At 71.9% G+C, this 20,771-nt stretch carries 24 protein-coding genes; 6 read left to right on the plus strand and 18 right to left on the minus strand.

The features are described 5' to 3' along the window. Nucleotides 1-75: 75 nt before the first annotated feature. A complete protein-coding gene (locus ACZ6MA_RS31080) occupies nt 76-501 on the plus strand; it encodes a hypothetical protein (RefSeq protein ID WP_469437897.1) in 426 nt (141 codons plus the stop codon). An 833-nt stretch (nt 502-1,334) separates the two neighbouring features. On the opposite strand, the gene ACZ6MA_RS31085 is transcribed toward ACZ6MA_RS31080, so the two are convergent. The 12 genes from ACZ6MA_RS31085 to ACZ6MA_RS31140 form a co-directional block, all read right to left on the minus strand. Continuing rightward, nucleotides 1,335-1,769, minus strand: coding sequence for a hypothetical protein (locus ACZ6MA_RS31085; RefSeq protein WP_469437899.1), 435 nt, complete (start codon nt 1,767-1,769; stop codon nt 1,335-1,337). A gap of 226 nt (nt 1,770-1,995) precedes the next feature. Continuing rightward, entirely contained in the window at nt 1,996-2,970 is a 975-nt protein-coding gene (locus tag ACZ6MA_RS31090) for a DUF6884 domain-containing protein (RefSeq protein WP_469437900.1), read from the minus strand. Between the two features lie 262 nt (nt 2,971-3,232). Next, entirely contained in the window at nt 3,233-3,796 is a 564-nt protein-coding gene (locus ACZ6MA_RS31095) for a hypothetical protein (RefSeq protein ID WP_469437902.1), read from the minus strand. A gap of 293 nt (nt 3,797-4,089) precedes the next feature. Then, entirely contained in the window at nt 4,090-4,722 is a 633-nt protein-coding gene (locus tag ACZ6MA_RS31100; protein ID WP_469437904.1) for a GNAT family N-acetyltransferase, read from the minus strand. Between the two features lie 154 nt (nt 4,723-4,876). Then, nucleotides 4,877-5,467, minus strand: coding sequence for a hypothetical protein (locus tag ACZ6MA_RS31105; RefSeq protein ID WP_469437906.1), 591 nt, complete (start codon nt 5,465-5,467; stop codon nt 4,877-4,879). Between the two features lie 329 nt (nt 5,468-5,796). Then, nucleotides 5,797-6,258: a hypothetical protein gene (locus tag ACZ6MA_RS31110; protein ID WP_469437907.1), complete on the minus strand. Its 462-nt coding sequence runs from the start codon at nt 6,256-6,258 to the stop codon at nt 5,797-5,799. A 198-nt stretch (nt 6,259-6,456) separates the two neighbouring features. Next, nucleotides 6,457-7,251: a GP88 family protein gene (locus ACZ6MA_RS31115; RefSeq protein WP_469437909.1), complete on the minus strand. Its 795-nt coding sequence runs from the start codon at nt 7,249-7,251 to the stop codon at nt 6,457-6,459. 80 nt (nt 7,252-7,331) lie between these two features. Next, nucleotides 7,332-7,931 (minus strand): XF1762 family protein, encoded by a 600-nt coding sequence (locus ACZ6MA_RS31120; protein ID WP_469437911.1) that lies wholly within the window; start codon nt 7,929-7,931, stop codon nt 7,332-7,334. Continuing rightward, entirely contained in the window at nt 7,928-8,353 is a 426-nt protein-coding gene (locus ACZ6MA_RS31125; protein ID WP_469437912.1) for a hypothetical protein, read from the minus strand. The genes ACZ6MA_RS31120 and ACZ6MA_RS31125 overlap by 4 nt, the downstream gene beginning before the upstream one ends. Beyond that, complete coding sequence (locus ACZ6MA_RS31130) at nt 8,340-8,615, minus strand: hypothetical protein (protein WP_469437914.1); 276 nt, start codon at nt 8,613-8,615, stop codon at nt 8,340-8,342. Before ACZ6MA_RS31130 ends, ACZ6MA_RS31125 begins: the two co-directional genes overlap by 14 nt. Nucleotides 8,616-8,742: 127 nt before the next feature. Then, complete coding sequence (locus ACZ6MA_RS31135) at nt 8,743-8,955, minus strand: hypothetical protein (RefSeq protein WP_469437916.1); 213 nt, start codon at nt 8,953-8,955, stop codon at nt 8,743-8,745. Nucleotides 8,956-8,968: 13 nt separating this feature from the next. After that, nucleotides 8,969-9,463 carry a hypothetical protein gene (locus ACZ6MA_RS31140; RefSeq protein ID WP_469437918.1) on the minus strand — a complete coding sequence of 165 codons (495 nt, stop codon included), beginning with the start codon at nt 9,461-9,463 and terminating at the stop codon, nt 8,969-8,971. 391 nt (nt 9,464-9,854) lie between these two features. On the opposite strand from ACZ6MA_RS31140, the gene ACZ6MA_RS31145 reads away from it, so the two are divergent. Continuing rightward, entirely contained in the window at nt 9,855-10,118 is a 264-nt protein-coding gene (locus ACZ6MA_RS31145) for a hypothetical protein (protein ID WP_469437920.1), read from the plus strand. A gap of 210 nt (nt 10,119-10,328) precedes the next feature. On the opposite strand, the gene ACZ6MA_RS31150 is transcribed toward ACZ6MA_RS31145, so the two are convergent. The 6 genes from ACZ6MA_RS31150 to ACZ6MA_RS31175 all read right to left on the minus strand — a co-directional run bounded on the left by ACZ6MA_RS31150 (nt 10,329) and on the right by ACZ6MA_RS31175 (nt 15,117). Then, a complete protein-coding gene (locus ACZ6MA_RS31150; RefSeq protein ID WP_469437921.1) occupies nt 10,329-10,607 on the minus strand; it encodes a hypothetical protein in 279 nt (92 codons plus the stop codon). Nucleotides 10,608-10,735: 128 nt separating this feature from the next. Continuing rightward, nucleotides 10,736-11,581, minus strand: a complete 846-nt coding sequence (locus tag ACZ6MA_RS31155; RefSeq protein WP_469437923.1) for a hypothetical protein — start codon at nt 11,579-11,581, stop codon at nt 10,736-10,738. Between the two features lie 692 nt (nt 11,582-12,273). Next, complete coding sequence (locus tag ACZ6MA_RS31160; RefSeq protein ID WP_469437925.1) at nt 12,274-12,828, minus strand: hypothetical protein; 555 nt, start codon at nt 12,826-12,828, stop codon at nt 12,274-12,276. Nucleotides 12,829-13,233: 405 nt separating this feature from the next. Then, a complete protein-coding gene (locus tag ACZ6MA_RS31165) occupies nt 13,234-14,007 on the minus strand; it encodes a hypothetical protein (RefSeq protein ID WP_469437927.1) in 774 nt (257 codons plus the stop codon). A 342-nt stretch (nt 14,008-14,349) separates the two neighbouring features. Next, nucleotides 14,350-14,772, minus strand: a complete 423-nt coding sequence (locus ACZ6MA_RS31170) for a hypothetical protein (RefSeq protein ID WP_469437929.1) — start codon at nt 14,770-14,772, stop codon at nt 14,350-14,352. A gap of 159 nt (nt 14,773-14,931) precedes the next feature. Continuing rightward, complete coding sequence (locus tag ACZ6MA_RS31175) at nt 14,932-15,117, minus strand: hypothetical protein (protein WP_469437930.1); 186 nt, start codon at nt 15,115-15,117, stop codon at nt 14,932-14,934. Nucleotides 15,118-15,264: 147 nt separating this feature from the next. Here ACZ6MA_RS31175 and ACZ6MA_RS31180 point away from each other — a divergent pair, with 147 nt between their 5' ends. The 4 genes from ACZ6MA_RS31180 to ACZ6MA_RS31195 all read left to right on the plus strand — a co-directional run bounded on the left by ACZ6MA_RS31180 (nt 15,265) and on the right by ACZ6MA_RS31195 (nt 20,767). Then, on the plus strand, nt 15,265-15,468 hold the full coding sequence (locus tag ACZ6MA_RS31180) for a hypothetical protein (RefSeq protein ID WP_469437931.1): 204 nt from the start codon (nt 15,265-15,267) through the stop codon (nt 15,466-15,468). Nucleotides 15,469-15,576: 108 nt separating this feature from the next. After that, entirely contained in the window at nt 15,577-16,566 is a 990-nt protein-coding gene (locus ACZ6MA_RS31185; protein ID WP_469437933.1) for an ATP-dependent DNA ligase, read from the plus strand. Between the two features lie 13 nt (nt 16,567-16,579). Then, the gene (locus tag ACZ6MA_RS31190; RefSeq protein WP_469437934.1) at nt 16,580-16,819 is read left to right on the plus strand and encodes a hypothetical protein; all 240 of its coding nucleotides are present in this window, start codon (nt 16,580-16,582) and stop codon (nt 16,817-16,819) included. 513 nt (nt 16,820-17,332) lie between these two features. Next, the gene (locus ACZ6MA_RS31195; protein WP_469437936.1) at nt 17,333-20,767 is read left to right on the plus strand and encodes a DNA polymerase III subunit alpha; all 3,435 of its coding nucleotides are present in this window, start codon (nt 17,333-17,335) and stop codon (nt 20,765-20,767) included. Nucleotides 20,768-20,771 lie beyond the last annotated feature (4 nt).

Below are 20,771 nucleotides of genomic sequence, written 5' to 3' on the forward strand. Positions count from 1 at the left end.
GGGCAGTACGCGGGAAGGCCCGGCGGCCTGCGTGAAGAGCGAGCACAGCACCAGTGCATTGTGAGGAGACCGGTGATGTCCGTCGAAGTCGTGCTGTTTGACATCGCCTTCCTGGAGACGACCGAACCGCGCCCCTGTCTGTTCTGCGGAGTGCTGGTCGAGCACGACCGCCGGCTCTACGTCTGGGGTGCCCGTACGGACGGGGCGCGGTCGCTGGTGTGCGGCGAGTGCCACGCGCACCAGGTCCCCGAGGCCGTCGACCGCTACTACCGGGCCACGCTGCGCACTGCGGCCGCCGTGGCCGACAACATGCTGGTGATCGCCGGCGACTACAGCGGGCTCGATGCCCAGCGGCCGCAGTGGCGCGGCGACGCCGCGACGTGCGGCCTGCCGCTGGACCAGGCGGCCCGGCAGCTGACGGCGCAGGAAGTGCAGCAGGCGCTGCTCGAGCAGGTGGACGCCCGGCAGCAAGCCGTCGGCTACCTCGCGGCAGCGGCCTGAACGGGCGCGGTCTGCGCGTGCAGCCCACGGGCATCAGTGACAACCGGCCCGGCCTGACCTCTCCGGTCACCTGCCGCCGGCCTGGCCGGCCCTGGCCTCCGCTGGCGCTGCCCAGTCAAGAAGGGCCGGCCGACGCCGGGCGGTGCCTCGGGCGCCGAGGCACTGGAACCGCAGGTCCAGACGTGGGCCGTCGACGAACCGACATCGGGCACCTACGCCCTGTGGCTGTGCTCGGATCCCGACCCCACCACTGGGTCGTGGCTGGTCCTGAACGTCGCTCTGGTCGCCGACGCCGCGTTCTGGAGTTCGCGCGGTGGGGAGAGACTGCGGAGGTTCAGTGCCGCCGAGGATTCTCCGGTGCTGGTGACCCGGCAGCCAGCGTCACCGACCTGGTGGGCCAGCCTCAAGACCGGGCTATTCTCGAAGGACGCCCGGCCGGGCTCGCCTGCCGCGCGTGGAGCGGGCGCCCGGTACCAGTGGACATCCCAGGACCCGGCCGTCCTGGCCGAGCGTGTGGTCCACGACCTCCGTGCCCCGTTCCCCTCGCTACCCCGGTCCCATTGAGCCTTCAGCCGTGGGCGGACCGAAGCCGGCCAGCGCCGGGTAGATCTCATCGGGCCCCGTCGCGCGGGCGCGCCTCGGCACGGGCAAGGCGCGTAAAGCCCCATGGATGGGAGGGGGCCTGCATCGGACAGACAACGCAATGCGACGCGGTCCCGGCTCTGTCAGCCAGGCCCGCGCCACTGCGACGCCGCAGCGTGTCAGCGGGCGTTCGTCGGGGCGGCCGGACGGCGCGGCGCGTGGCCGTGCGAGCCACGCCGTCGCGGCTTCACCTACCGGATCCGTGGGCGCCCTTGGCGCGGGCTCTCCCCGAACCCCTCGGACACCCAGCGCGTTCCGCCCGGGACGATGAACACGCCCCAGTACCAGCCGCAGTCCGGGCAGATGACTGTGTCGCCGGACTCGACCCCGCGACGGCCCCCACGGCAGCACGGCGTCCGGACCCAGTTCGAGCCGCCCCACAGACGGGTGCAGGAGCACGCGATGGTGAACCCCTTCCGGCCTGCGGCGGCACCGTGACGCTCGGCGCAGCCGCCGGAGGGCGCGAAGTCGTCCAACGCGGCGGGGCGGCATTCGTCGGCCACCCACTCACTTCGGTCGGTCACGATAAGCCTGCCCGGCTCGTCAGCACGGTGAACGGTGCCGCGCACACGGTCGAGACGACCGTCGCCGCGGACGATAAAGGTTCCCAGCTTGATCTCGGTCATGGGGTGCGCTTCTCCCTGGTCTTATCCGCCCGATCGGCGGGTGAGTGTCTTTGCCCCGCCCCGAGCGGGGGTGTCCCGGCAGAACCGGGAACCAAGGGCACACTGGTTCAACTGCGGGCATGGGCGTGGGGGCAGGTCCTGTTCCGGCTCTGGTAGCCGACCCCTGGAGGGGACTGGCCACCTCCAACGCGAGAGGTCGACCGGTCCCGGAGGAGCTTCGGCGTCGTCAGGAGGACGGGTGGAGGGTGGTGAAGAGCGCGGAGGCCCGGGCCCACCACGCGTCGCCTCGCGCCGGGTCCTCGCACACCTGCCGGCACAGCCCGCGGTGATCGCCCATGCCGCCAGCGAGAGGGAAGAGCAGGTGCGGGACCGACGGCAGCAGCAGCTCCGCGTACTCCCGGCCGCCCAGGAAAATCACCTCCGCGTCGTCCAGCCCCTCCACCGCGGCGTGGTGGAACATCTTCTCCGCCGTGATGGCCCGCTCGGAACCGAGGGTGACGTCGTAGGGGTGGAGCGGGCGGTCGAGCGGGACCAGCCCGTGCAGCGCCGAGACGATCCGGATCAGCGACGGGTCGGTCAGGGCGTCGGCCGCGCGCCGCAGAGAACGGTGGTACTGGCCGGTGTAGAGCTCACCGGCCGGGTAGCCCTGGCGGCCGCGGTCCGGCTGCTTGTCCTGGCCGCAGGCGATGATGACGACCCGCCGCCGACCGACGTCGATTCCGCCGCGCTGGCGCGCGTAGGCCCGGCCCGCCGTCGTGAGGTAGAGGGAGCGGCCGGTGGACTCCCACGTCGTCGAGCCGCTCTCGCCCGGCTCGCGGCGGATGTCGGCGTACCCGGCCTCGTGGACGGCGCGCAGCGTGGTGCGGCGGAACCAGGGCTCGCCGCCCCGGTCGGCCGCGCGGTCACCACGGCCGGCGACGAGATGGTCGGGGCGGCGCGCGGCGGCGAGCACCGCCTCGTGCGCCTTGCCGGGCAGCTTGGGCGCCACCCACACTCCGTCTGCTCTCTGGGGCGCGTCGCGGTGCTCGGCGCGCCAGGCCGCCAGCGCGGCATGGCCCTCAGCGGTCATGAGCCCCTTCGACGGCGTTCGCAAGGTGACGAGGCGGCGGGCCGCCAGGGCGGCCATGGCGGCGGCATGTCCGCGGACATGGCCGTCGGTGTGGTCGGCGAGGATGCGGGCGCCGGTGGGGGAGAGGGACATAGGACGTTGCCTTTCACGGGCACGGACGCCGCACGGGCACCCGGACTGGGGCAGAGCAGAGAGCAAGGGGGCGTGGACCGCGCGAGCCGGTGGCACCGGCTGGGATGCACGGGCCGTGGCCAGCGGATGTGGGCCGGGACTGGGGCGGGGCGCGCGCCGCCGTGGAGGGGATGGCCGAGGCGCGACGCGGCCTGCGGCCACGGCCGCGGGCCGCGAGGGCGGTTCGGATCGGCACGGCGTGAGGCAACTGTCCGGCCGTGCCTCATCGGGCGGAGCCGGTGCAGGCAGGGCAGCTGTGTCCCCACGGCAGGCAGAGCTCCCCTTCGTAGAGGGAACGGCAGCGGGGGCACAGCTCGCTACCGCGGATCGCATTCGTGGCCAGGAAGGGGTGGTTGGTGCCGTTCCAGGTGTTCAGGTCGGTCGCGCCCAGCGGCCACTGTGGCGGGGCGGGGTACTCGTCGGGGTCGTCGCTGCCGAAGAAGGGCCGCCCGTCACGGCGCCTGAGGTCGTGGAGCTGACGCCCGGTGGGGTCCGCGCCGTACCAGGCCCCGTCATGGTCCTTCACGGCGACGATCCAGTGGATGCCGAAATCCTCGGCCAGCACGTCGTCGTCAGGGTGGTCGCGCAGCAGTACGAGCCTGGCGGTGAACCCCGCCTCCTGGAAAGCGGTGGCCAGACGGCGGGACATGGTCTCGCACAGGGGGTTGTCCGCGAGCCATTCCACCGGGGCGTCCGGGTACCGGGCCCACCAGCGGGCGTCCGGGTCACGGGCGGTGAAGTCCTGCATGACGTTCCGGCCGCTGAAGCTCACATGGTCGTGCGTCATGTCTCGTCGTCCTTTTGTTGGCGTCCGCGTGGTCTCGAGGGGTGCTCCGCCGTGGCCCTGAAAGGCACGGGCCTGGCAGTGCTGGTCTCACCACAGGGGTGAGGAGGAGGGGGGGAAGACGGCTGCGGCCGGCAGGTACGGCGCGAGCGCCGGCGGGGTCGGGACCGGGGCCGGAAGCTTCGGCTCCCGGCCTGACGTCCCGGTGCCGCGCCGAGGCGCGCTCAGCGCGGCACCGGGAAGGGGAAGGGTGCATGAGGAGGCGGCCGTGCGGAGCAGGGCACGGTGCGCGGGCGTCAGTCGGGCAGGACGCCGGTGATCGTGGGAAGCCCCTGGATGGTGGTGACGCACACGTCGGGGTCGAGGATCTTGAACGCGTGCTTCCAGGGCCGGTCGGTCAGTGACAGCAGCCCCAGCGACGGCAGCATCAGCGACAGCCGGTTCGCGCTGGTGTATCCGAGGCGTTGGTAGAAGGCGGTCAGCTCGCGATTGTGGCGCAGTGTCAGCGCCGCGTAGCCCTCGCTCCGGAAGGTCTCCTCGGCCTGCTGGAGAAGATTGCGCGCGATGCCGCGGCCACGGTGGTCAGACCGGACGGCGAGAGCGTGGACAGTGGAGAGCCGGGGCACGAGCCGACGCCGCACCAGGCCGGGCGCCCGGCCCGGAAGGGACATCCAGTTGGGCGGCCCGCAGACGATGACCCCCACCGCAAACCCCTCGCAGTTCTCGGCGAGCAGGAAGTGGTTGTACCCGTGGGACAGCGGGCCGTCGCTGAAATCGGCGAGGGCGTGCCGCATCGGGGCGAGGGCGCCGGGGACCTTGTCGGCGGGCAGGTGAAGGTCGACGAGCGAGGCCAGCTCGACGACGGTGTCGCCGTCTGCGGCCGTCGCGGTGCGGATGCGGATGTCGGACCGGGAGGAGGGGGTGGTCACTGGGGAGGATCCTTCTGTAACTCGTCTGTGCGGGTCATGCGTGGTGCGGGTGCGCTGGAGATCAGCCGGTCCGGCGCGGTGCCCCGGCTCGGCTGTGCGTCCGTGCCGTGGTGCGGGCGCGATGCCGCGCGGCTCTGCGGGGCGACTGCGTGGCTCAGAGGGCGACCGGGAAGGCGTCCATGTACGCAACGCCCGGCTCGGGTCCCAACCAGCGGCCGGTGGCCGGATCGACAAGCGCCGCATCGCGCATCGCGTGGCCTGGGAGGGGCGACATCTCGCCGCGGTGAAGGCGCCAGCCCCGCAGCGTGGCCAGGCCGTTGGCCTCCTTGTGCCGGGCGGCCAGCCCGCCGGTGCCGAGGATGGCGGCGGCCAGGGCATCGGTGAACGGCGCCGGTGCGCTCGCGCGCTCCTTCTGGCCCGCGTTCAGGTCCAGCTCCCACGAGGTGGCCACCTGGGCCTCGCGTGCGCTGACGGTGAGCACGAGCGTCCCCGGCGCGCCCGCGACCTCGGTGTGGTCGGTGATCGTGTCGATGACGGCGAAGGCCCAGATCAGGGAGCCGGAATGGACCTGCATGCCGTCCAGGCCAAGCCGTTTGGCCTCCTGATGGATCCACTCACGGGCCAGGTCACCGATCGCACCCGGAACGGCGGCACGATAGATCGTCTTCTCGGTGGACCAGCCGTCTAACCGGTTGTTCTTCGTAGTGACGTGGTGGAGGACGACGTGCTGGATCGCATGAGGCATGAGGGTCTCCCAGAAGATGAGGCCGGGGCAGCGGGGCAGCCGTCGGTAGTACTCGGGTGTGGCGGCCCTCGGCGACGGTGCGGAGCTGGCGGCGGACGTTGTGGCCGAACCGGCACGGAAGAACGTGAGAGGGAGGCGCATCCGGCCGCAGCGGCGCGCCGGATGGGTACGTCTCCTGTGGCGCGGGGACCGGCACCCGGTGAGCCGACATGCCGCCGCGTGCAGACGACAGGCGGTGGCGGGCGGCGGCCGCAGGATGATGGGACCGGCGGGCGTGGTCAGGCTTGGTCAGCGGGCGCAGCGCGCCGCGCGGCGGACGGGCCCAGCCGTCACCGCGCGGCCCGCTCCTCCCGGGCATGAGCGGCGAGGGCCCGCGTGATGCCGTCGAGCGCGGCAATGTAGGCGCCGGGCAGCAACGCGATCTCATCGCCGTCGCGGGCGAGCCCGGCGGCCACCTCACGGGCAGCGACGATCGTCGCCCGCCTCGTCGCGATGGACTGCGTGACACCGCCGTCCATCAGGTGCTGCGCCTCGGGCTGGGCAAGGGTCTCCTTGACCCGGGCGTCGATCAGGGCGTGGGCCTGGAGTCGGCGCATGGCGATGACGGCCTGCTCCAGCCGCGCGATGTCGGCGATCAGCACATGCTCAAGGAAGCCGCGGTCGCCGATGGCGGCGACAGCGTGCTCGACGTACTGGGCTAGGCCCTCCAGAGCGGGGATCAGCTCCTGGCGGGCCGCACGGCGGTCGAAGAGCAGACGGGCGTGCGCTCGTGCATCGACGATCAGGTTCAAGAGTGTCTCCAAAACTGGGTGTTGAGCTGAGCGGGGCCACGGAGCCCGGTCGCGAGGGAGGCGCAAAGAGGCGAGGAGGGCGGGCCGGAGATACCGGGGCGCTGGGGAGGATGGCTGGAACTCGGTGCGGTTCCCGCTGGGGCCGGGGGAGAGGTTTGACCCGGCCCGACAGCACTAAATATACACCCAACAAAACAGTTAAGCAATAGTCGGGGTGTGGTTCATCCCCTCGCGGGCTGCCGCCCGCCGGTTCTTCTGCGCCCGACGGGCATCCATAGCGCGCTGGAGGCTGCCGAAGGTCTCCCGTCCCTGACGCCGGAGCAGATGGGGGATGGGGTTGGCGGGGATCCCGACGCGCTCGGGCCCCAGCACGGCGAGCAGGTCGGAGGAGCTCTGGTCGTGATACCCGGCCTCCTCGAGGCCAGCGACATCCGGGAAGACCTCCGCGTGCCGCTCGGCCGCGAGGTCCAGGAGATGGTCCTCGGTACCCCCGAGGCTGTAGCACCACGAGAAGTTGGCGGGCGGGCTGGGCTCGACCAGCCGACGTACCCGGGAGACCGCCTTCGTATAGGCGTAGAACCGGACCTGCGGCGCGCCCCGCATCAGACGCATCCATGCGAGCACGTACGAGTCGCTGAAGAAATCTCCGGAATCGTGCAGCCGCACCCACTTGCCCTGGTACCGCTTGTGGGCGAGCTCGGCGGCCATCGCCTCCTCCCACTCCCCAGGCGTGTCCAGGATCATCTTCAAGTTGCGCTCGTGGGCCGCCAGCACGTTGCTGAACCGGTATGTGCCCGTCCTCGCATAGCACAGCCGGGCGCAGGCGCCGGCCTCCGGGCACGTGTTGTACGTGCGGCCGTCGTCGAGCCGGCCCGCCCACGCCGGAAGCGGCCAGTTGAAGATCCCCTCAGCGCGCAGCTGCCGGTTCTGGGTCAAGAGCCACTTGCGGCTGCGGGACGGCGCAGGCGTGGCGGTGGTGGTGCTCTCGGGCATCAGGGCCGGTTCTCCAAGGTCAAGGGCAGGCGAGTGCGGGCGAAAAAGGAAGGGAAAGAGCGGTGGGCGACGGCCGTCGGTCAGCGTGCGTGCCAGACGGTCCGGGCGATGTGCTCGGCGCCGCTGCTGGCGCGCGGCCGGGACGGGGCGTGCCAGCCGCCCCGGGGCGGACGGTGCGCCAGGACGAGCCAGCCGGCGCCGCGCAGGGACGCCCCGCTCTCCCCGCCCTGCGTGTACGTGATCAGCCGGCGGTAGCCGAGCGCCGCGGCCGCTCGCCACGCCGCGCCGTAGAGCATCGAGTTCGCGTTGCGCACCCCGTCACTGGCCGTGCGGGTGATCTCTAGGGTCAGGCCGTCGTCGAAGTGCCGGGCGAGAGGGCGGCCCACGATGGCCACCGCGCGCAGGACGTCGAGGCTGTCCGCGACCCCGACGGCGAAGACCTGCCCCGCGGGCGGGTTCGGGTGGTGCCGGTGCCACGCCCGGACGAAGTCCTTCGCCTCCCGGGACCGCACGGGCACCAGCCGCAACGAGCCCGGCTCCGCACCACGCCGGGCCGCCCGGTCCTGCCCCGGCCGCTCCGGCGCGGGACCGTCTGGCGCCGGCGCACCCGGCCAGACAAAGAGCTGTTCCTGGCGCTGCTGCCCCAGGCCCGCAGCGGCGCCCGGGAAGGGCGTGGTCATATCGGCCCTCCGTCACCGCTGGCGGCCGGGGAACCGACTGGGAGACGGGCGCCGGGGCACTCCTCATGCGGGCCGGTACAGGCGTGCACCCCGAACGCCGTCACACCCCCGTCCGCATGGGCCAGGATGCCGATCGCGGTGGCCAGCGCCCTACGGGATGACTCCTGATGACGCCCCCCGTACTGAAGGTCGTCCCCATGGGAGCCGAGCTCGCGCACGGCCTCCACCCGCAGCCGCTCCACTTCCCCGGGACCGGCATTCCGGAGCTCCGCGATCACCAGCGGAACCACCCCGATCAGGTACAGCTGCACCCGCCCGTCGAAATCGTTATCCCGGCCACCGCGCCGCGACCGGGACGGCCGGGGCCAGTCGGGATCCTGCACGACACAGCCGAACGGGCCATGTTTCTTACGCACCGTCATGACGCTCCTTCCGCTGGGCGGTGGGGCGCCGGGCGGTGTGCACCGACAGGACGTCCAGGACCTGGACGTCGGAGATCCGGTCCACCGTGTCCTCGGTGCAGGCGGCCTCGAGCACGCCGGGGTTGAACTCGTCGAGGTGGGCCAGCACGGCCGCCGGGCTGGCCGCGATCGCGGCTGGGAGGGTCAGGATGAGCGTGATGTCGTGGAATGCGGTGTGCATCGCCTTCGTGTGCACGGTGACCGTGGTGAGGTCGCTGTTCATGGACAGTCCTGGGGTCGTTCGTCGCCGGAGCGCGTGGAGTTGGGGCGCAGCGCCCCGGTGCGCGGCGGAAGGGTGAGCCGTGTGCGGGTGGTGTGTGCTGTGGAGCGGGGGAACGGGTCCGGGCGGGTCAGTTCTGCTCGGCGGACCAGCCGTTTGCGAAGTAGACGCGGCCGGAATACCCGACGAGCGCCGGGTCCTCGACGAAGAGCTCGCCGGGGTCCAGCTCGATCTCCTCGCCCGCCGCGTCGAGGGCGGCCAGGGCGCCGCGGAGGTTCTCCCACAGGTGCCGGTTGCGCTGGTAGGTCTCGGCCCGGGTTAGGCGGGTGGGCTGCTCGGTCACGGAATGCCTTTCGTCAGTGGGTGTGGGAACAGACGCTCGTGTGTAGAGGGGAGGCGGCGAAGAGGGGCGAGACCTTCTGGCCGGGGTGGCCTAAGAGCCAGTCCCCGAAGTCCTCCAGCGCGTCGATACGCATGGTCGGCACCGGGCTGCCACAGCCCGCGCACCGGCCTACGACGCTGAGCACCAACTGGGCGTGGTCGTCGTAGGCGGCCAGGAACACCCGGCCGCGACGCCTCGCGCAGCCGTCGGCCAACTGGAGCCGCTCCGCACGCAGCCGGGAGCTGCCGGGAAACAGAGGGTGGTGGAGGTCGCGGGCCACCGTGACCGGCACGTGCCGGGACAGGCCGAGCCGGTGGCGCAGCACGTTCGCAAGGCCCGCGGCCTCCGACTCCGCCAGGTGAACCCCGGGGGCCGGGCGCACGGCACGGGCGTGCCCCGTCCGGGCACGGACCACCGCCGCGCGGCGGGCCAGGGTCTCCAGAGCGGCAAGTTCGGATGCGTGACGCACGTCGTCCTCCAGCGGAATGCCGACGGGGCGGAAGAAGAGAGAGGGGGAGGGGGCCCGGACCGGCCGGGTGGGAGGGGAAGCCGGTCCGGGCCCTGGCCCTCACCACCAGGGGGGACGAGCGGTGAGGGCGAGCCCGCGTCAGCGCGGGCCCCTTCGCAGTGGTTCTTGGTCGGGGCCTGTCGTCCCCATGTCTCTAAATATACCAATAGAAAAACAGTTAAGCAAGTCGAATTTTGCTCGCCGATCAGTGCTTCAGAGGCGTGGTCGCAGACCTGCGACAACATCATCCAAGGGGCCTCGTTGCCATCAACATGTCCCCGGTCCGCCATGATGTGCAGGACGTCAACCCAGGCGAAACGCCGCCAGGCCGACTCAAGGAGGATCCCCAATCGTGAGCGCGCGAGGTACCGAGCTCTACGCGTTCATCGCTGACCGGCTCGACGAGGAGATGCGTCAGCGGTACGCACAGGAGGGCTCCGACGCCGTTGACTGGTACGGGGACCGGCGCCGGAAGGCAATGGCGCTGCACACCGCGATGCTGGACGCTCAGAGCGCCGGCGACGAGGACGAGGCCGCTCGGCACCGGGAGGGACTCGCCGACCGTGCCGCAGTCTGGGCCGTGCACCCGGAGCACCCCTTGAGGGCTGCCGCGTAGGTTGTCCTCGGCGCTCTCGCCGAGCAAAGGGTCGGCAGGTACGGGAGAGCCGGCCGCCAGACTGCGGCGCCATCCGAACACCGACACGACGGCCACACCCTGGCAACGCCCGGAGCGGGCAGTTCCCTGCGCTCACCACACAAGGTGGCCGAGAACCGGGCAGCGCGCTGCGGTAGCCCGGGACCAGATGCTGCGCCTGATGCCGGCGTGTCAGGGGGTCGAGGCGGCCTCGCGGATGAGGTGTTCCGCCTCCGCCGCCCCGTACTGCGCGACCAGATAAGACACTTGGTGCGCGAGGCCGCGATTGTTGACGTCGTCGGCAGCTTGGCGGCCGGCCTCACCGTAGAGCGCGTCGGCGGTGGCCTCGTCGTCAACGGCACCCGTGGCGTTGCACGCGGCGCTGGCGTAGGACGCGGCCCCCTCGTGCACGGCCATGTCGAGATCGGTCTCCTTGATGCCGAGGGATCCGGCCAGGCCGAGCAGCCGCACGGCATGAGCGGCATCACGGGAGCTGAGCGGGGCGTTGGCTCCGATGTCGAGAATGGTGCATCTCCATTGCTGGGAACGACACGGTGAAGGGGCCCGGGGGCGCTAGCGTGTGCCCCCGGGTGGGCAGGCTAGGCGGCCAGCTGGCCTTGAGAAGCGGCGGGCGGGACGGGCGTGAACCCGTCACAGTCCCGGCGCGGGTGGGAGCGGTGCGCCACCGTCCACGGCTCTGGGCAGGCCGCGCACAGAGCCCGCGTGCCGCTGTTCCGGCTGCGGCAGGCCACGTCATGGCACACGGTGCACGGGTCCTTCAGCATGGCCACCCCAGGCACCGGGATGACGCGCTGCATCCCCTCCGACGGCGGCATCAGCTCGGTCAGCGCCATCTGGAACGCCCCCACGTAGCGCTCGAAGGTCACCTCCTCGACCACGCCGCCGTCGCGAAGGTGCACGGTGGCGAAGGACGGCCAGTAGGCAGAGCCGCCCTCGGCGCCCGCCTCCGCAGTGAAGATCACGCGGCCGATCGCGCCCCGACCGGCGAAGGGCGCCCGCGCACCGAGGCGGGGCAGCGCGCCCAGCGTCGCCTCGGCGACGCGCTGGGCGAGCCGCTCCGCCCGCGCCGTGTGCAGCGCGCGGGCGACGCGCTTCAGCGAGACATCGTCCAGAGCCGCCAGGAAGCCGTGCGGATCGGCGGCCAGCGGGGACTTGCCCGGGTGCGTCAGGGCCTTGATGTTCGGGGCGGCGTCCGGCGCCGGGTTCGGCTCGGGGATCTCCCGGTCGGTCAGCTCCGATACCCGCTGCGCGAACGCCCGCAGCTTCTCGGGGGTGTCCTCAACCGCGAAGGCCGTCGCCCACGGGTCCCCGATCACGAGCGCGTAGTTCCCCTCGTCAAGCTCAAACCGGTAGTCATCGGCGTTGTTCGACGTGACGATCCCCAGGTTGCAGTCGGCGTCGTCTACCTCGTATCGCATGCTCATGAGCTCTCCTCAAGCCAGCCCGTCACAAGAGCCGGTGGTTCAAGGCGCCTTCGGCGCTGCACGTCCGGCGCCACTGGCCCCGATGAGGGGGTGACCAATGCCGTGGACGGCGCGGTGAGGCGCGGGAGGGGTGGATTCGGCGGCATCCAAGTGCCGTACAGGAATGGGCCGGAGGCGGCTGAGCGCCGGTGGGCTCCATGCCCGGCTACGACTCTAATTCTACCCTCATGAAAACAGTTAAGCAATATCTGCCTGATGTGAGAGGCGTCCGGGTTCATGCCGGTGAGGGGGAGGCCGGGAGCCGCCCGCGACTGCTGCCCGCCGGCCCTGCGGCCCAAGGGGCGTGCAGGCGGTGAAGGGTCCGAGTGGGGAGCTCCCCACTCGCTGCCCTAGCCAAGGCCGCCGCGGCGTAGGCGCGCAGGCGCCAGCTGGCTGGTCGGCCGGACGCGGCTGGATAGGGCGATGGCCACCGGGATGGTTCCCGGCGGCCATCAGGCGTCTTTCAGCGACCACGGCCCTGCCCCTACAGGCTGCGCTCTGACGTCCGCCCGCATACGATCGGCAGTCGCGCCCGGCCACGCCGTGCCCTTACGGTCAACGCCCGCGGCGATCCAGCACCCGGCCCGTTGTCCCCGGCCGGTTCCCGTGACCAGATGCGCGCGCTGGCGTGAGGATGAGACGGTCACGCCTCGTCAGCTACGAGCGCGTTCGATGACCTCACGGAGCGCAGCAACCGTCGCGGCGACGGCCTCGTCGGTTGTCAGGTCGTCGGGGCGGGGCTGGCCCTCCAGGAGGACCACGGCGGCCTGGAGGACCCCCACGTGCACGGGGGCAGTCCGCACTACCGCGAGCGTGGCCATGGCCCGCTCGGCGGGCGAGGCACTCGCCGAGACGGCCTGAAGCCCGGCGCCCGCCTCGCGGAGCACCGCGGCGGTCGCGGTCATGGCCTGGGCCTGCGCCGTGTCGTTGCCGGCGCGGGTCCGGTCTTCGAGGAGCACGACAGCGGCCTGGAGCACGCCGACGTGGACGGAGGCGGTCTGCACTGCCGCGAGGGCGGCCAGCGCCTGCCCGGCGGCGGGGGTTGCCTGCGCGGCCATGGCCCTGACCTTCGCCACATCGCCGGAGGCCGGAACGGTCCGGGCGACGGTGTCGGCATGCGGCGCCGGCGCCGACGGAATGAGGGAGTGCAGCGGGCGGCGCTCACGGTTCTTGGAGTCTGCGGGGCTGCGGGACAGGTCGGTGCTCATCCGCACAGTGTCCCCCAGCCCCCGCCCCGCCCGGAGCACCGGGACCGTCGTGCGCAGGGGCTGCGAACCCGCTTGCTGGTGGCCGAAAGGCGGCCACCACCTGATTCCCAACTCCGGGCGTGGAAAGATGACGCCATGAGCCCCGAACCGAACGACCGCGAGTGGCAGACACTCATGGGCAGCGCCCTGGGCCTCAGTGTTTCCGATGAGGGCCTCCTCATGGACACCGATCCGCAGCAAAGCCTCACGACTTGGGCGCCCGCGAAACGGCCTGGAGCTACCTCAGCAGACCGCTGAGATGCATCTGCGGGGCCGTCACCGTGACGGCTCCACGAACGGCTCCACTGCCCTACCGCTTGCCGGACACACCCTTGACCTGCGCCCACGGGTTCGCAAACAGTCGTCTCAGGTGGCGCTGCGCAGCAGCGCGAGGACAGCGTCGCCGTAGCCCCGTGCGCGCTCCCACACGGCGAACGCGTCATGGCCGGCCTGCCGGAACTCGTCGAGTCGTTCGGCCGGTACCCGGTGGCCGTGGCTGAACCACAGGTTCACTCGCCGGCTGGTGCGCTGGCTGAGGCCGGGAAGGGCGGGTACCGGGCGGGTGCCGTGGCCGTCGGCCGCGGTGGGATCGGGCTCGTACGCCTCGTAGTAGGAACCGCGGGCGCGGTGACCGGTGAGGCTGGCCTGCAACCGCCGCGCCTGCTGAGCGACGTTCTGCACCAGGCGGTCATCCCGCGGGCCGAGCGTCGATTCAGGCCCGGGCTCAGGGATCACGCGCCAGATACCGGCGGCGGAATTGTTGACCGAGTCGATCCACCACTGCGGCGTCGCCTCGCCCGGCAGAACACGGGGCCGAGGAAGACGCCGAGGCGCCAGCCGGCCCTCCGCCCGGCGCCGCAGCACCATGCCGGCCGCCTTCAGCAACGCTGCGTCGTGGGCCTTGCTTAGCGCGACCGCACCGAGCAAGGCACGCTGCGCTTCCGCGAAGCTGTCTGAGCGGACGTGGATCTCAGCCTGGCGCCGGTATGCGTTCGGGTCGCTCTCGGACAGCTCCGCCAGGTGCGCCGGGCGGATCCGGACCAGCTCACCCTTGGCCTCGCTCACCCGCACGCTCGAACGGGCAGCCTGCTCGGCGCGGTCAGCGAGGGTGTCAACGGTGCTCTGCCAACTACGGTTCATGACTCCTGCCCAATGTGTGTGGATTAGTCCGCCTGCCGGTGCGCGCCCCCGAGAGGGGCCCCGCTGCTACGCCTCCGGCCCGGGGGCCGTGGATGCGATCAGTGATCTCTGCTCACCGCTGTCGGTCCCCACCCGTCTTCCGAAGGGCGATCCGACGGTACTCATGATGAGGGTGGCCACTGACACGAGGCCGGTTCCCAGCCGCGCCGCCTGCGTCACAGACCGGCCTGCCACATGCGGGGAAGACCTCACGCGCAAACAGCCCGGCGGCGAAGCATATGCCGTGGCAGCGGGCGCAGAAGCGATCGTGCGGGCCGCACACCTGCTGGTGTGCGAGAGCGCTTAGTCCAGGCGCTGGATCTTGGCGACCGCCGCCCTGATCTCAGGCCCGGCACCGAGCTCGTCGACGAAGGCGATCAGCTGGTCGTAGTGATGGCCGGACAGCCCCAGCTCGCTCCCGGCATGGATCCACGCGGCGACAAGGGTCGTCTTGATCGAGCGCTCCGAGCACACCATCTTGATGACCCGGCTCAGAATCTCTGCGCCGGCGCTGTCACCGGCCGCGCTGGCGTCGCTCTGGGCGCGAAAGAGCAGTGCGCAGCGCAACTGGTCCTTGAGCCGCTCGCGCTCCTCGGCGCTGGTGGAGCCCTCGGTGATCAGGTGTTCTTCCAGCTTGGCGGCGCGTTCGAAGTCCTGCGCCTGATAGGCGGCCAGGATCTCCCGCGCCTGCCGCGCTTCAAAGATGTCGGGCAGCGGCAACGACACTGTCCCTCCCCCTTCAGGTCACCGGGCCGCAAGGACCCGTTCCGGTGAGCTACCGGCCTGTGCCGCCCCTGGTCGGGAACGGATGATCGAACCCTAAGCGGTAGCCCGCACGGTGGACGGAATCAGGAGGCGCTGGCTCCCCCGGGGACGCCCGTGTACCTAGGCGGGCGGCCAGCCGCCGCAGCGCCGGCAAGAAGTGAGCACCGCCACCCCGCGCTGCTCCGCCTCGTCCACGAGACCGGGCACGGCCGTGCCCGCGGCTTCGACGACCTCCCACGAGCCGCTGCTGATCACCAACTTGCCGTGCCGAGGCACCACGGGACACACCGCCGTGTGCACACTCATTCGGACTTCCCGACCGGTGCTGGCGCGCCGGAGCCGGGCGAGGAGAAATCGCTCCGCTGGGACGGATCGCGCAGGGACGGCACTGATCATCTCGGGCATTCCCGCACGATAACGGGTCTCGGCCGCAGGCCCGGTCCGCTCGCCGGCATGGGACAGCACCGGCTCGTGCGGGCGGACCTCACGTACCGCGCGCAGGCCGAACCCCTGGTCTCGCGGCGGATGATCCGGCTGATCCCCATCGTCTGCGGGCGCCGACCGGAGCGCGCGGACGAGGACCTGTGGCTGTACGCGCCGCCGGTTACATCAGCCGGTGCCCAGCAGCTACGGGTCTGCCAGCGCGAAGGCGGATAGGACTTCGCGCCCCTGGAGTGGAGGGCATGCGCGCGTGCGGGCTCGTATGCACTGCACGATTGGGTCACTCGCCGGGCGCTCACGGCATTTTTGGGCGAGGTTGTGGCTGTGCTGACTCCACCGATCGAGCCGATACTGGCGCAGGCCCGTGACACGCTCCCACGCCCGGGCGAGGTGACGGATGCGATCTGGCAGCAGAAGGCGGACGGCTACCGGTGCCTGGCGTTCATCCGCTCGGGCACGGTGCTGCTCCAGTCCAGGCGCGGCGCCGATCTCACGGCCGCCTTCCCGGAGTTCGTCGAGGCCGCTGCTGGCATCGAGGAGGATCTGGTCGTCGACGGCGAGCTGGTGGCATTCCACGGCGGCCGCCTGGATTTTGCGGCGCTCCAGCAGCGGGCTCGGCGGCGCGGCCGGGGCGCGGCGGAGGCCGCTCGTGCGGTGCCGGCCCTGCTGGTGGTGTTCGACCTGCTGGAGGCGCCCGGCGGGGAGGTGCTGTTCTCCCGTCCGTACCGGGAGCGCTGGGCGCGCGTGGAGGCGCTGTTCTCCTCCGGCATTCTTCGGTCGCCCTGGACGCTGGCGGCCTCCACGGATGACAGGGCGACCGCCGAGGAGTGGCTGGATCCGGCGTGGGGCCGCGTCGGCGTCGAAGGGGTTCTGGTCAAGGCGGGCGCCGGGACCTACCGCCCGGGGCAGAGGGGCAGCTGGTGGAAGGTCCGCACCTTCCAGACGACCGAGGGCATCATCGCCGGCGTCACCGGGCCGTTACGCTCGCCCTACAGCCTGCTCCTGGGTCGGTACGACACGACGGGACGGCTGCGCTTCATCGGCCGTACGACACCGCTCTCCGCCGCCGCCCGCCGCGAACTGGGAACGGAGCTGGTCCCGGGCGGGCCCGAGCACCCTTGGGCAGGGATCCGGATCAGCGCCGGGTGGAACAGCAGGGAGGACCTGCGGTACGACACTGTCCAGCCGGCCATCGTCGCCGAGTATCGCGCCGACACAGCGGCAGAACACGGCCGGCACCGGCACCCCGTGAGGTACCTGCGCCTCCGCCATGACCTCACCCCCGCCGACATCGAGCCACTGAGCGCTGGCTGAACACCCGCGCAGGATGGTGCCGTGCGGCGGCGCGCCCGAGCGCCGGGCCGACTGGGCGTCGTCCACCTGCCGCGCCGTCGCCGAGGGCTACGCCGCCGGGACGGGCGGCGCCCGCTGGCCGACCACGGGCAGGGTGTACCGCGTCGTCCCGCCGCCCTTCGCACTGCGCGCCTACCACATGGGTCGCGGCGAGGCCGAGTACGTGCTCGACACCGACGCACTGACCATCACCGAGGTACCGCTCACCCGCTGACCTCTTTGACTGGCCAGGCCCAACAGAACCGCGACGTCCCGACTTCGGTGCCAACCGTCGCGGCTTCGCTGTCACTGGTCAGCCGGTCTTCGGCGTCTTCCGGGCGGCCTCAGCGATTTCCCAGCAGGTGTCACAGAGCGTGCGGGCGCCAGGCCCGTAACGCCGGCAGTCCTGCTGGCAGCGGGCACAGGGCCCGATCTGGGACCGGGGACAGGTAAGGACGGTTGCCTTGATCGGCGCGGGCGTGCTCACGTTCGGGGTTCCTCTCACTCTCATCACAGGACAAAAGGCTCGCCCTGCGCATTCCCGCAAGGTCGTGTCGTCTGACGCGCCCCTTGCCGACCGACCGGCGGCTCTGCGGGCGAGGGAGCCACCGCCGGACTTCGGGCCGATACTCCGCGCCCGCGCCGAGTGCGCGCCAAGATGCGTGTTCGAATTCTAGTTCGATACTGTGGGGTAAGGGAACCGGCCAAGGTGGCTGGAAGGGGAGGGCGGCCACGGCGGGAGACAGCGATGAGTAAAGGAGTGCACCTCCACGTCGCCAGCGGCTACTCCGCCCGATACGGCGCCTCGCACCCCCGCGACCTGGTGGAACGGGCCGCAGAGCGGGGCATCGGCACGGTCGCTCTGACCGACCGCGACACCGTCGCCGGCGCCGTCCGCTTCGCCGAAGCGGCCCGCGCCGCCGGGACCCGCCCGATCTTCGGCGTCGACGTCGCGGTTGCCCCGGCCGAGCCCTCCACGACAGGAGTGGAACGGCAGCGCACCCCCGTCCGCGGTGGCGCCCACGTGAGCGAGCCGCCCCTGCGCGTGACCCTCCTCGCCCAGAACAAGACCGGCTGGGCGCGGCTGTGCCGCCTGGTCTCCGCCGCTCACGCCGAAGCCGCCGGCAGCCATCCCGTCGTCAGCTGGCCCATGCTGCACCAGCACGCCGGCCAGGACCTGACCGTGCTGCTCGGCCCCGTCTCCGAATCTGCCCGGGCCCTGTCCGCCGGCCGGGCCGACCGCGCCGAGCAACTGCTCACCCCATGGCGCGACCTCGCCGGACCGAACCTGCGCCTGGAGACCCTGTGGTGGGGGCTGCCGGGTACCGGCCCGGGCTCGCTCCGCCTGGCCGCACGCACCCTCGGCCTGGCCGACCACCTCGGCATCCCGGCCGTCCTGACCAACGCCGTCCGCTACGCCGACCCCGCCCAGCACCGCCTCGCCGACGTCCTGGACGCCGCGCGGCTGCTGCGCCCCGTCGACCGCCGCCACCTCGATGCGGGCGAGCGGTGGCTGAAGGACCCAGCCTCCATGGCCGCGGCCGCCGAGCACATCGCGGAGGCCGCCGGCGCCGGGAAGGACCGGGCACTGCGCCTGATGGCGGAGACCGTACGGACCGCCGAGCAGTGCACCCTCGACCCCGTCGTCGATCTCGGCATGGGCATCCCGCACTTCCCCGAGGCCGAAGCCGTCGGCGCCGCACCCGGCCCGGGCGGTGCGGCGCGTCTGCTCCGGGAACGCTGCGAGTCCGGCATGATCCGCCGCGGCCTGGACCGCGACACCGACGCCGTCACGCGCCTGGAGGAAGAGCTCGCCGTCATCGGCCGGCTCGGCTTCGACTCCTACTTCCTCACCGTCGCCCAGGTCGTCGAAGACATCCGCGAGATGGGCATCCGGGTCGCCGCCCGAGGCTCGGGCGCCGGCAGCATGGCCTGCCACGCGCTCGGCATCGCCACGGCCAACCCGCTGTCCCACCGGCTGCTCTTTGAGAGGTTCCTGTCCGAGCGGCGCAAGAGCCTGCCCGACATCGACATCGACGTCGAATCCGCCCGCCGTCTGGAGGTCTACGACCGCATCTTCGAGAGATTCGGTCACGACAGGGTAGCGGTCACCGGCATGCCGGAGACCTACCGCGCCCGCCACGCCCTCCGCGACACCGGCCTCGCCCTGGGCATCGAACCCCGCACCGTCGACAAGATCGCCAAAAGCTTCCCGCACATCCGGGCCTGCGACATCCCCTCCGCCCTCACCGAGCTCCCCGAACTGCGCGCCCTGGCCGCCGACGCCGCGCGGTTCGGCCCGCTATGGGAGCTCGCCGCAGGGCTCGACGCCCTGCCCCGCGGCTACGCCATGCACCCGTGCGGGGTGATTCTCAGCAACCGCACCCTGCTGGACCGGCTGCCCGTCCAGCCCACCCCGGGCGGCCAGTACCCGATGGTCCAGGCCGACAAGGACGACGTGGAGGAGCTCGGCCTGCTCAAGCTCGACGTGCTTGGGGTGCGGATGCAGTCGGCGATGGCCCACGCCGTCCACGAGATCAAACGCGCCACTGGCGCGGACGTCGTCCTGGACGAGGTACCGCTGGACGACTTCTTCGCCTTCAAGATGATCCAGAACAGCGACACCATCGGCATGTTCCAGCTCGAAAGCCCCGGCCAGCAAGACCTCCTCGGCCGCCTCCAGCCCCGCGACGTCCAGGACGTCATCGCCGACATCTCCTTGTTCCGCCCGGGCCCGGTCGCCGGAGGCATGCCGGAGCAGTACATCGCCGCACGCCACGGCCAAGCCCCCCGCTACCCCCACCCCGACCTCGAGCCGGTCCTGCGGGACACCTACGGCGTCACTATCTGGCACGAACAGATCATCGACATCCTCGCCACCATGACCGGCTGCGACCGCGCCCTGGCCGAAGTCGCCCGCCGCGCCCTCGGCGACAGCGCCCGCCTGCCCGCCCTGCGTACCTGGTTCCACCGCGAAGGCGCCGCCCGCGGCTACCGGCCCGCCGTCCTGGAGGAGGTGTGGAGCATCTGCGAGGCCTTCGGCTCCTACGGCTTCTGCCGGGCCCACGCCGTCGCCTTCGCCGTGCCCGCCCTGCAGTCCGCCTACCTCAAGGCCCACCACCCCGCCGCCCTCTACGCCGGCCTCCTCGAACACGACCCCGGCATGTGGCCCAAGCGCGTCATCGTCGCCGACGCCCGCCGCCACAACGTCCCCGTCCTCGGCGTCGACATCAACGCCTCCCGCACCCAGCACGTCATCGAACAGACCTCCGGCGGTGCTTGGGGTGTGCGCCTGGCGTTCTCCGCGGTCAAGGGCATCCACGCCGACGAAGTGCAGCGTCTGGCCACCGGCCAGCCCTACGTCTCCCTCCAGGACCTGTGGCACCGCGCCCGCCCCTCCCGCCCCACCGCCGAACGCCTCGCCGAAATCGGCGCCCTCGAACCCGTCCGCGGCACCCTCACCCGCCGCGACCTCCTCCTGCAGATCGCCGAACTCCACCACCAGGCCCGCGCCCGCCAGGACGACGGACAGCTCCCCCTCGACGACCAGCTGCTGGCCGCCGAGCCCAGCGGCCTGCCGGAAATGACCGGCCGCGAAGCCATGACCGCCGAACTCACCGTCCTGGGCATCGACGTCTCCCAGCACCTGATGGACCACCACCACCGGCTCCTGCGCGAACTCGGCGCCACCGACGCCGCCCACCTGCGAGCACTGCGCCCCGGCCAGCGCGTCCTGGTCGCCGGCGTCCGCGCCTCCACCCAGACCCCGCCCATCCGCTCCGGCCGCCGCATCATCTTCGTCACCCTCGAAGACGGCTCCGGCATGGTCGACCTCGCCTTCTTCGACAACACCCACGAAGCCTGCGCCCACACGATCTTCCACTCCGGCCTGCTGCTGGTCCGCGGCACCGTCCAGCGCCGCGGCCCACGCACCACCGTCACCGGCGACATGGCCTGGGACCTCGACGCCATCGCCCAAGCACGCCGCGACCACGGCCCCGATGCCGCCCTCCGCCTCCTCGGCCAGACCCACCCGCACCCCACCCCCGCCCAGCCCCACCGCACCCTCCCCATCGGCACCGGCGGCGCCCAGCTCCATCCCTGGGCCGACCTCCAGCCCGCCGGCGACCGCTCCGCGAACCTCCGCTCCCTCGGCCACGCCAGTCCCGGCTCCCCGGGATGATCGC

This window comes from Streptomyces sp. NPDC042259 (assembly GCF_055582085.1).

Coding starts and splice junctions, on each gene's coding strand:
- ACZ6MA_RS31080 (WP_469437897.1), top strand. CDS start 76: ATGTCCGTCGAAGTCGTGCTGTTTGACATCGCCTTCCTGGAGACGACC.
- ACZ6MA_RS31085 (WP_469437899.1), bottom strand. CDS start 1,769: ATGACCGAGATCAAGCTGGGAACCTTTATCGTCCGCGGCGACGGTCGT.
- ACZ6MA_RS31090 (WP_469437900.1), bottom strand. CDS start 2,970: ATGTCCCTCTCCCCCACCGGCGCCCGCATCCTCGCCGACCACACCGAC.
- ACZ6MA_RS31095 (WP_469437902.1), bottom strand. CDS start 3,796: ATGACGCACGACCATGTGAGCTTCAGCGGCCGGAACGTCATGCAGGAC.
- ACZ6MA_RS31105 (WP_469437906.1), bottom strand. CDS start 5,467: ATGCCTCATGCGATCCAGCACGTCGTCCTCCACCACGTCACTACGAAG.
- ACZ6MA_RS31115 (WP_469437909.1), bottom strand. CDS start 7,251: ATGCCCGAGAGCACCACCACCGCCACGCCTGCGCCGTCCCGCAGCCGC.
- ACZ6MA_RS31120 (WP_469437911.1), bottom strand. CDS start 7,931: ATGACCACGCCCTTCCCGGGCGCCGCTGCGGGCCTGGGGCAGCAGCGC.
- ACZ6MA_RS31125 (WP_469437912.1), bottom strand. CDS start 8,353: ATGACGGTGCGTAAGAAACATGGCCCGTTCGGCTGTGTCGTGCAGGAT.
- ACZ6MA_RS31130 (WP_469437914.1), bottom strand. CDS start 8,615: ATGAACAGCGACCTCACCACGGTCACCGTGCACACGAAGGCGATGCAC.
- ACZ6MA_RS31155 (WP_469437923.1), bottom strand. CDS start 11,581: ATGAGCATGCGATACGAGGTAGACGACGCCGACTGCAACCTGGGGATC.
- ACZ6MA_RS31160 (WP_469437925.1), bottom strand. CDS start 12,828: ATGAGCACCGACCTGTCCCGCAGCCCCGCAGACTCCAAGAACCGTGAG.
- ACZ6MA_RS31165 (WP_469437927.1), bottom strand. CDS start 14,007: ATGAACCGTAGTTGGCAGAGCACCGTTGACACCCTCGCTGACCGCGCC.
- ACZ6MA_RS31175 (WP_469437930.1), bottom strand. CDS start 15,117: ATGAGTGTGCACACGGCGGTGTGTCCCGTGGTGCCTCGGCACGGCAAG.
- ACZ6MA_RS31180 (WP_469437931.1), top strand. CDS start 15,265: ATGGGACAGCACCGGCTCGTGCGGGCGGACCTCACGTACCGCGCGCAG.
- ACZ6MA_RS31190 (WP_469437934.1), top strand. CDS start 16,580: ATGGTGCCGTGCGGCGGCGCGCCCGAGCGCCGGGCCGACTGGGCGTCG.
- ACZ6MA_RS31195 (WP_469437936.1), top strand. CDS start 17,333: ATGAGTAAAGGAGTGCACCTCCACGTCGCCAGCGGCTACTCCGCCCGA.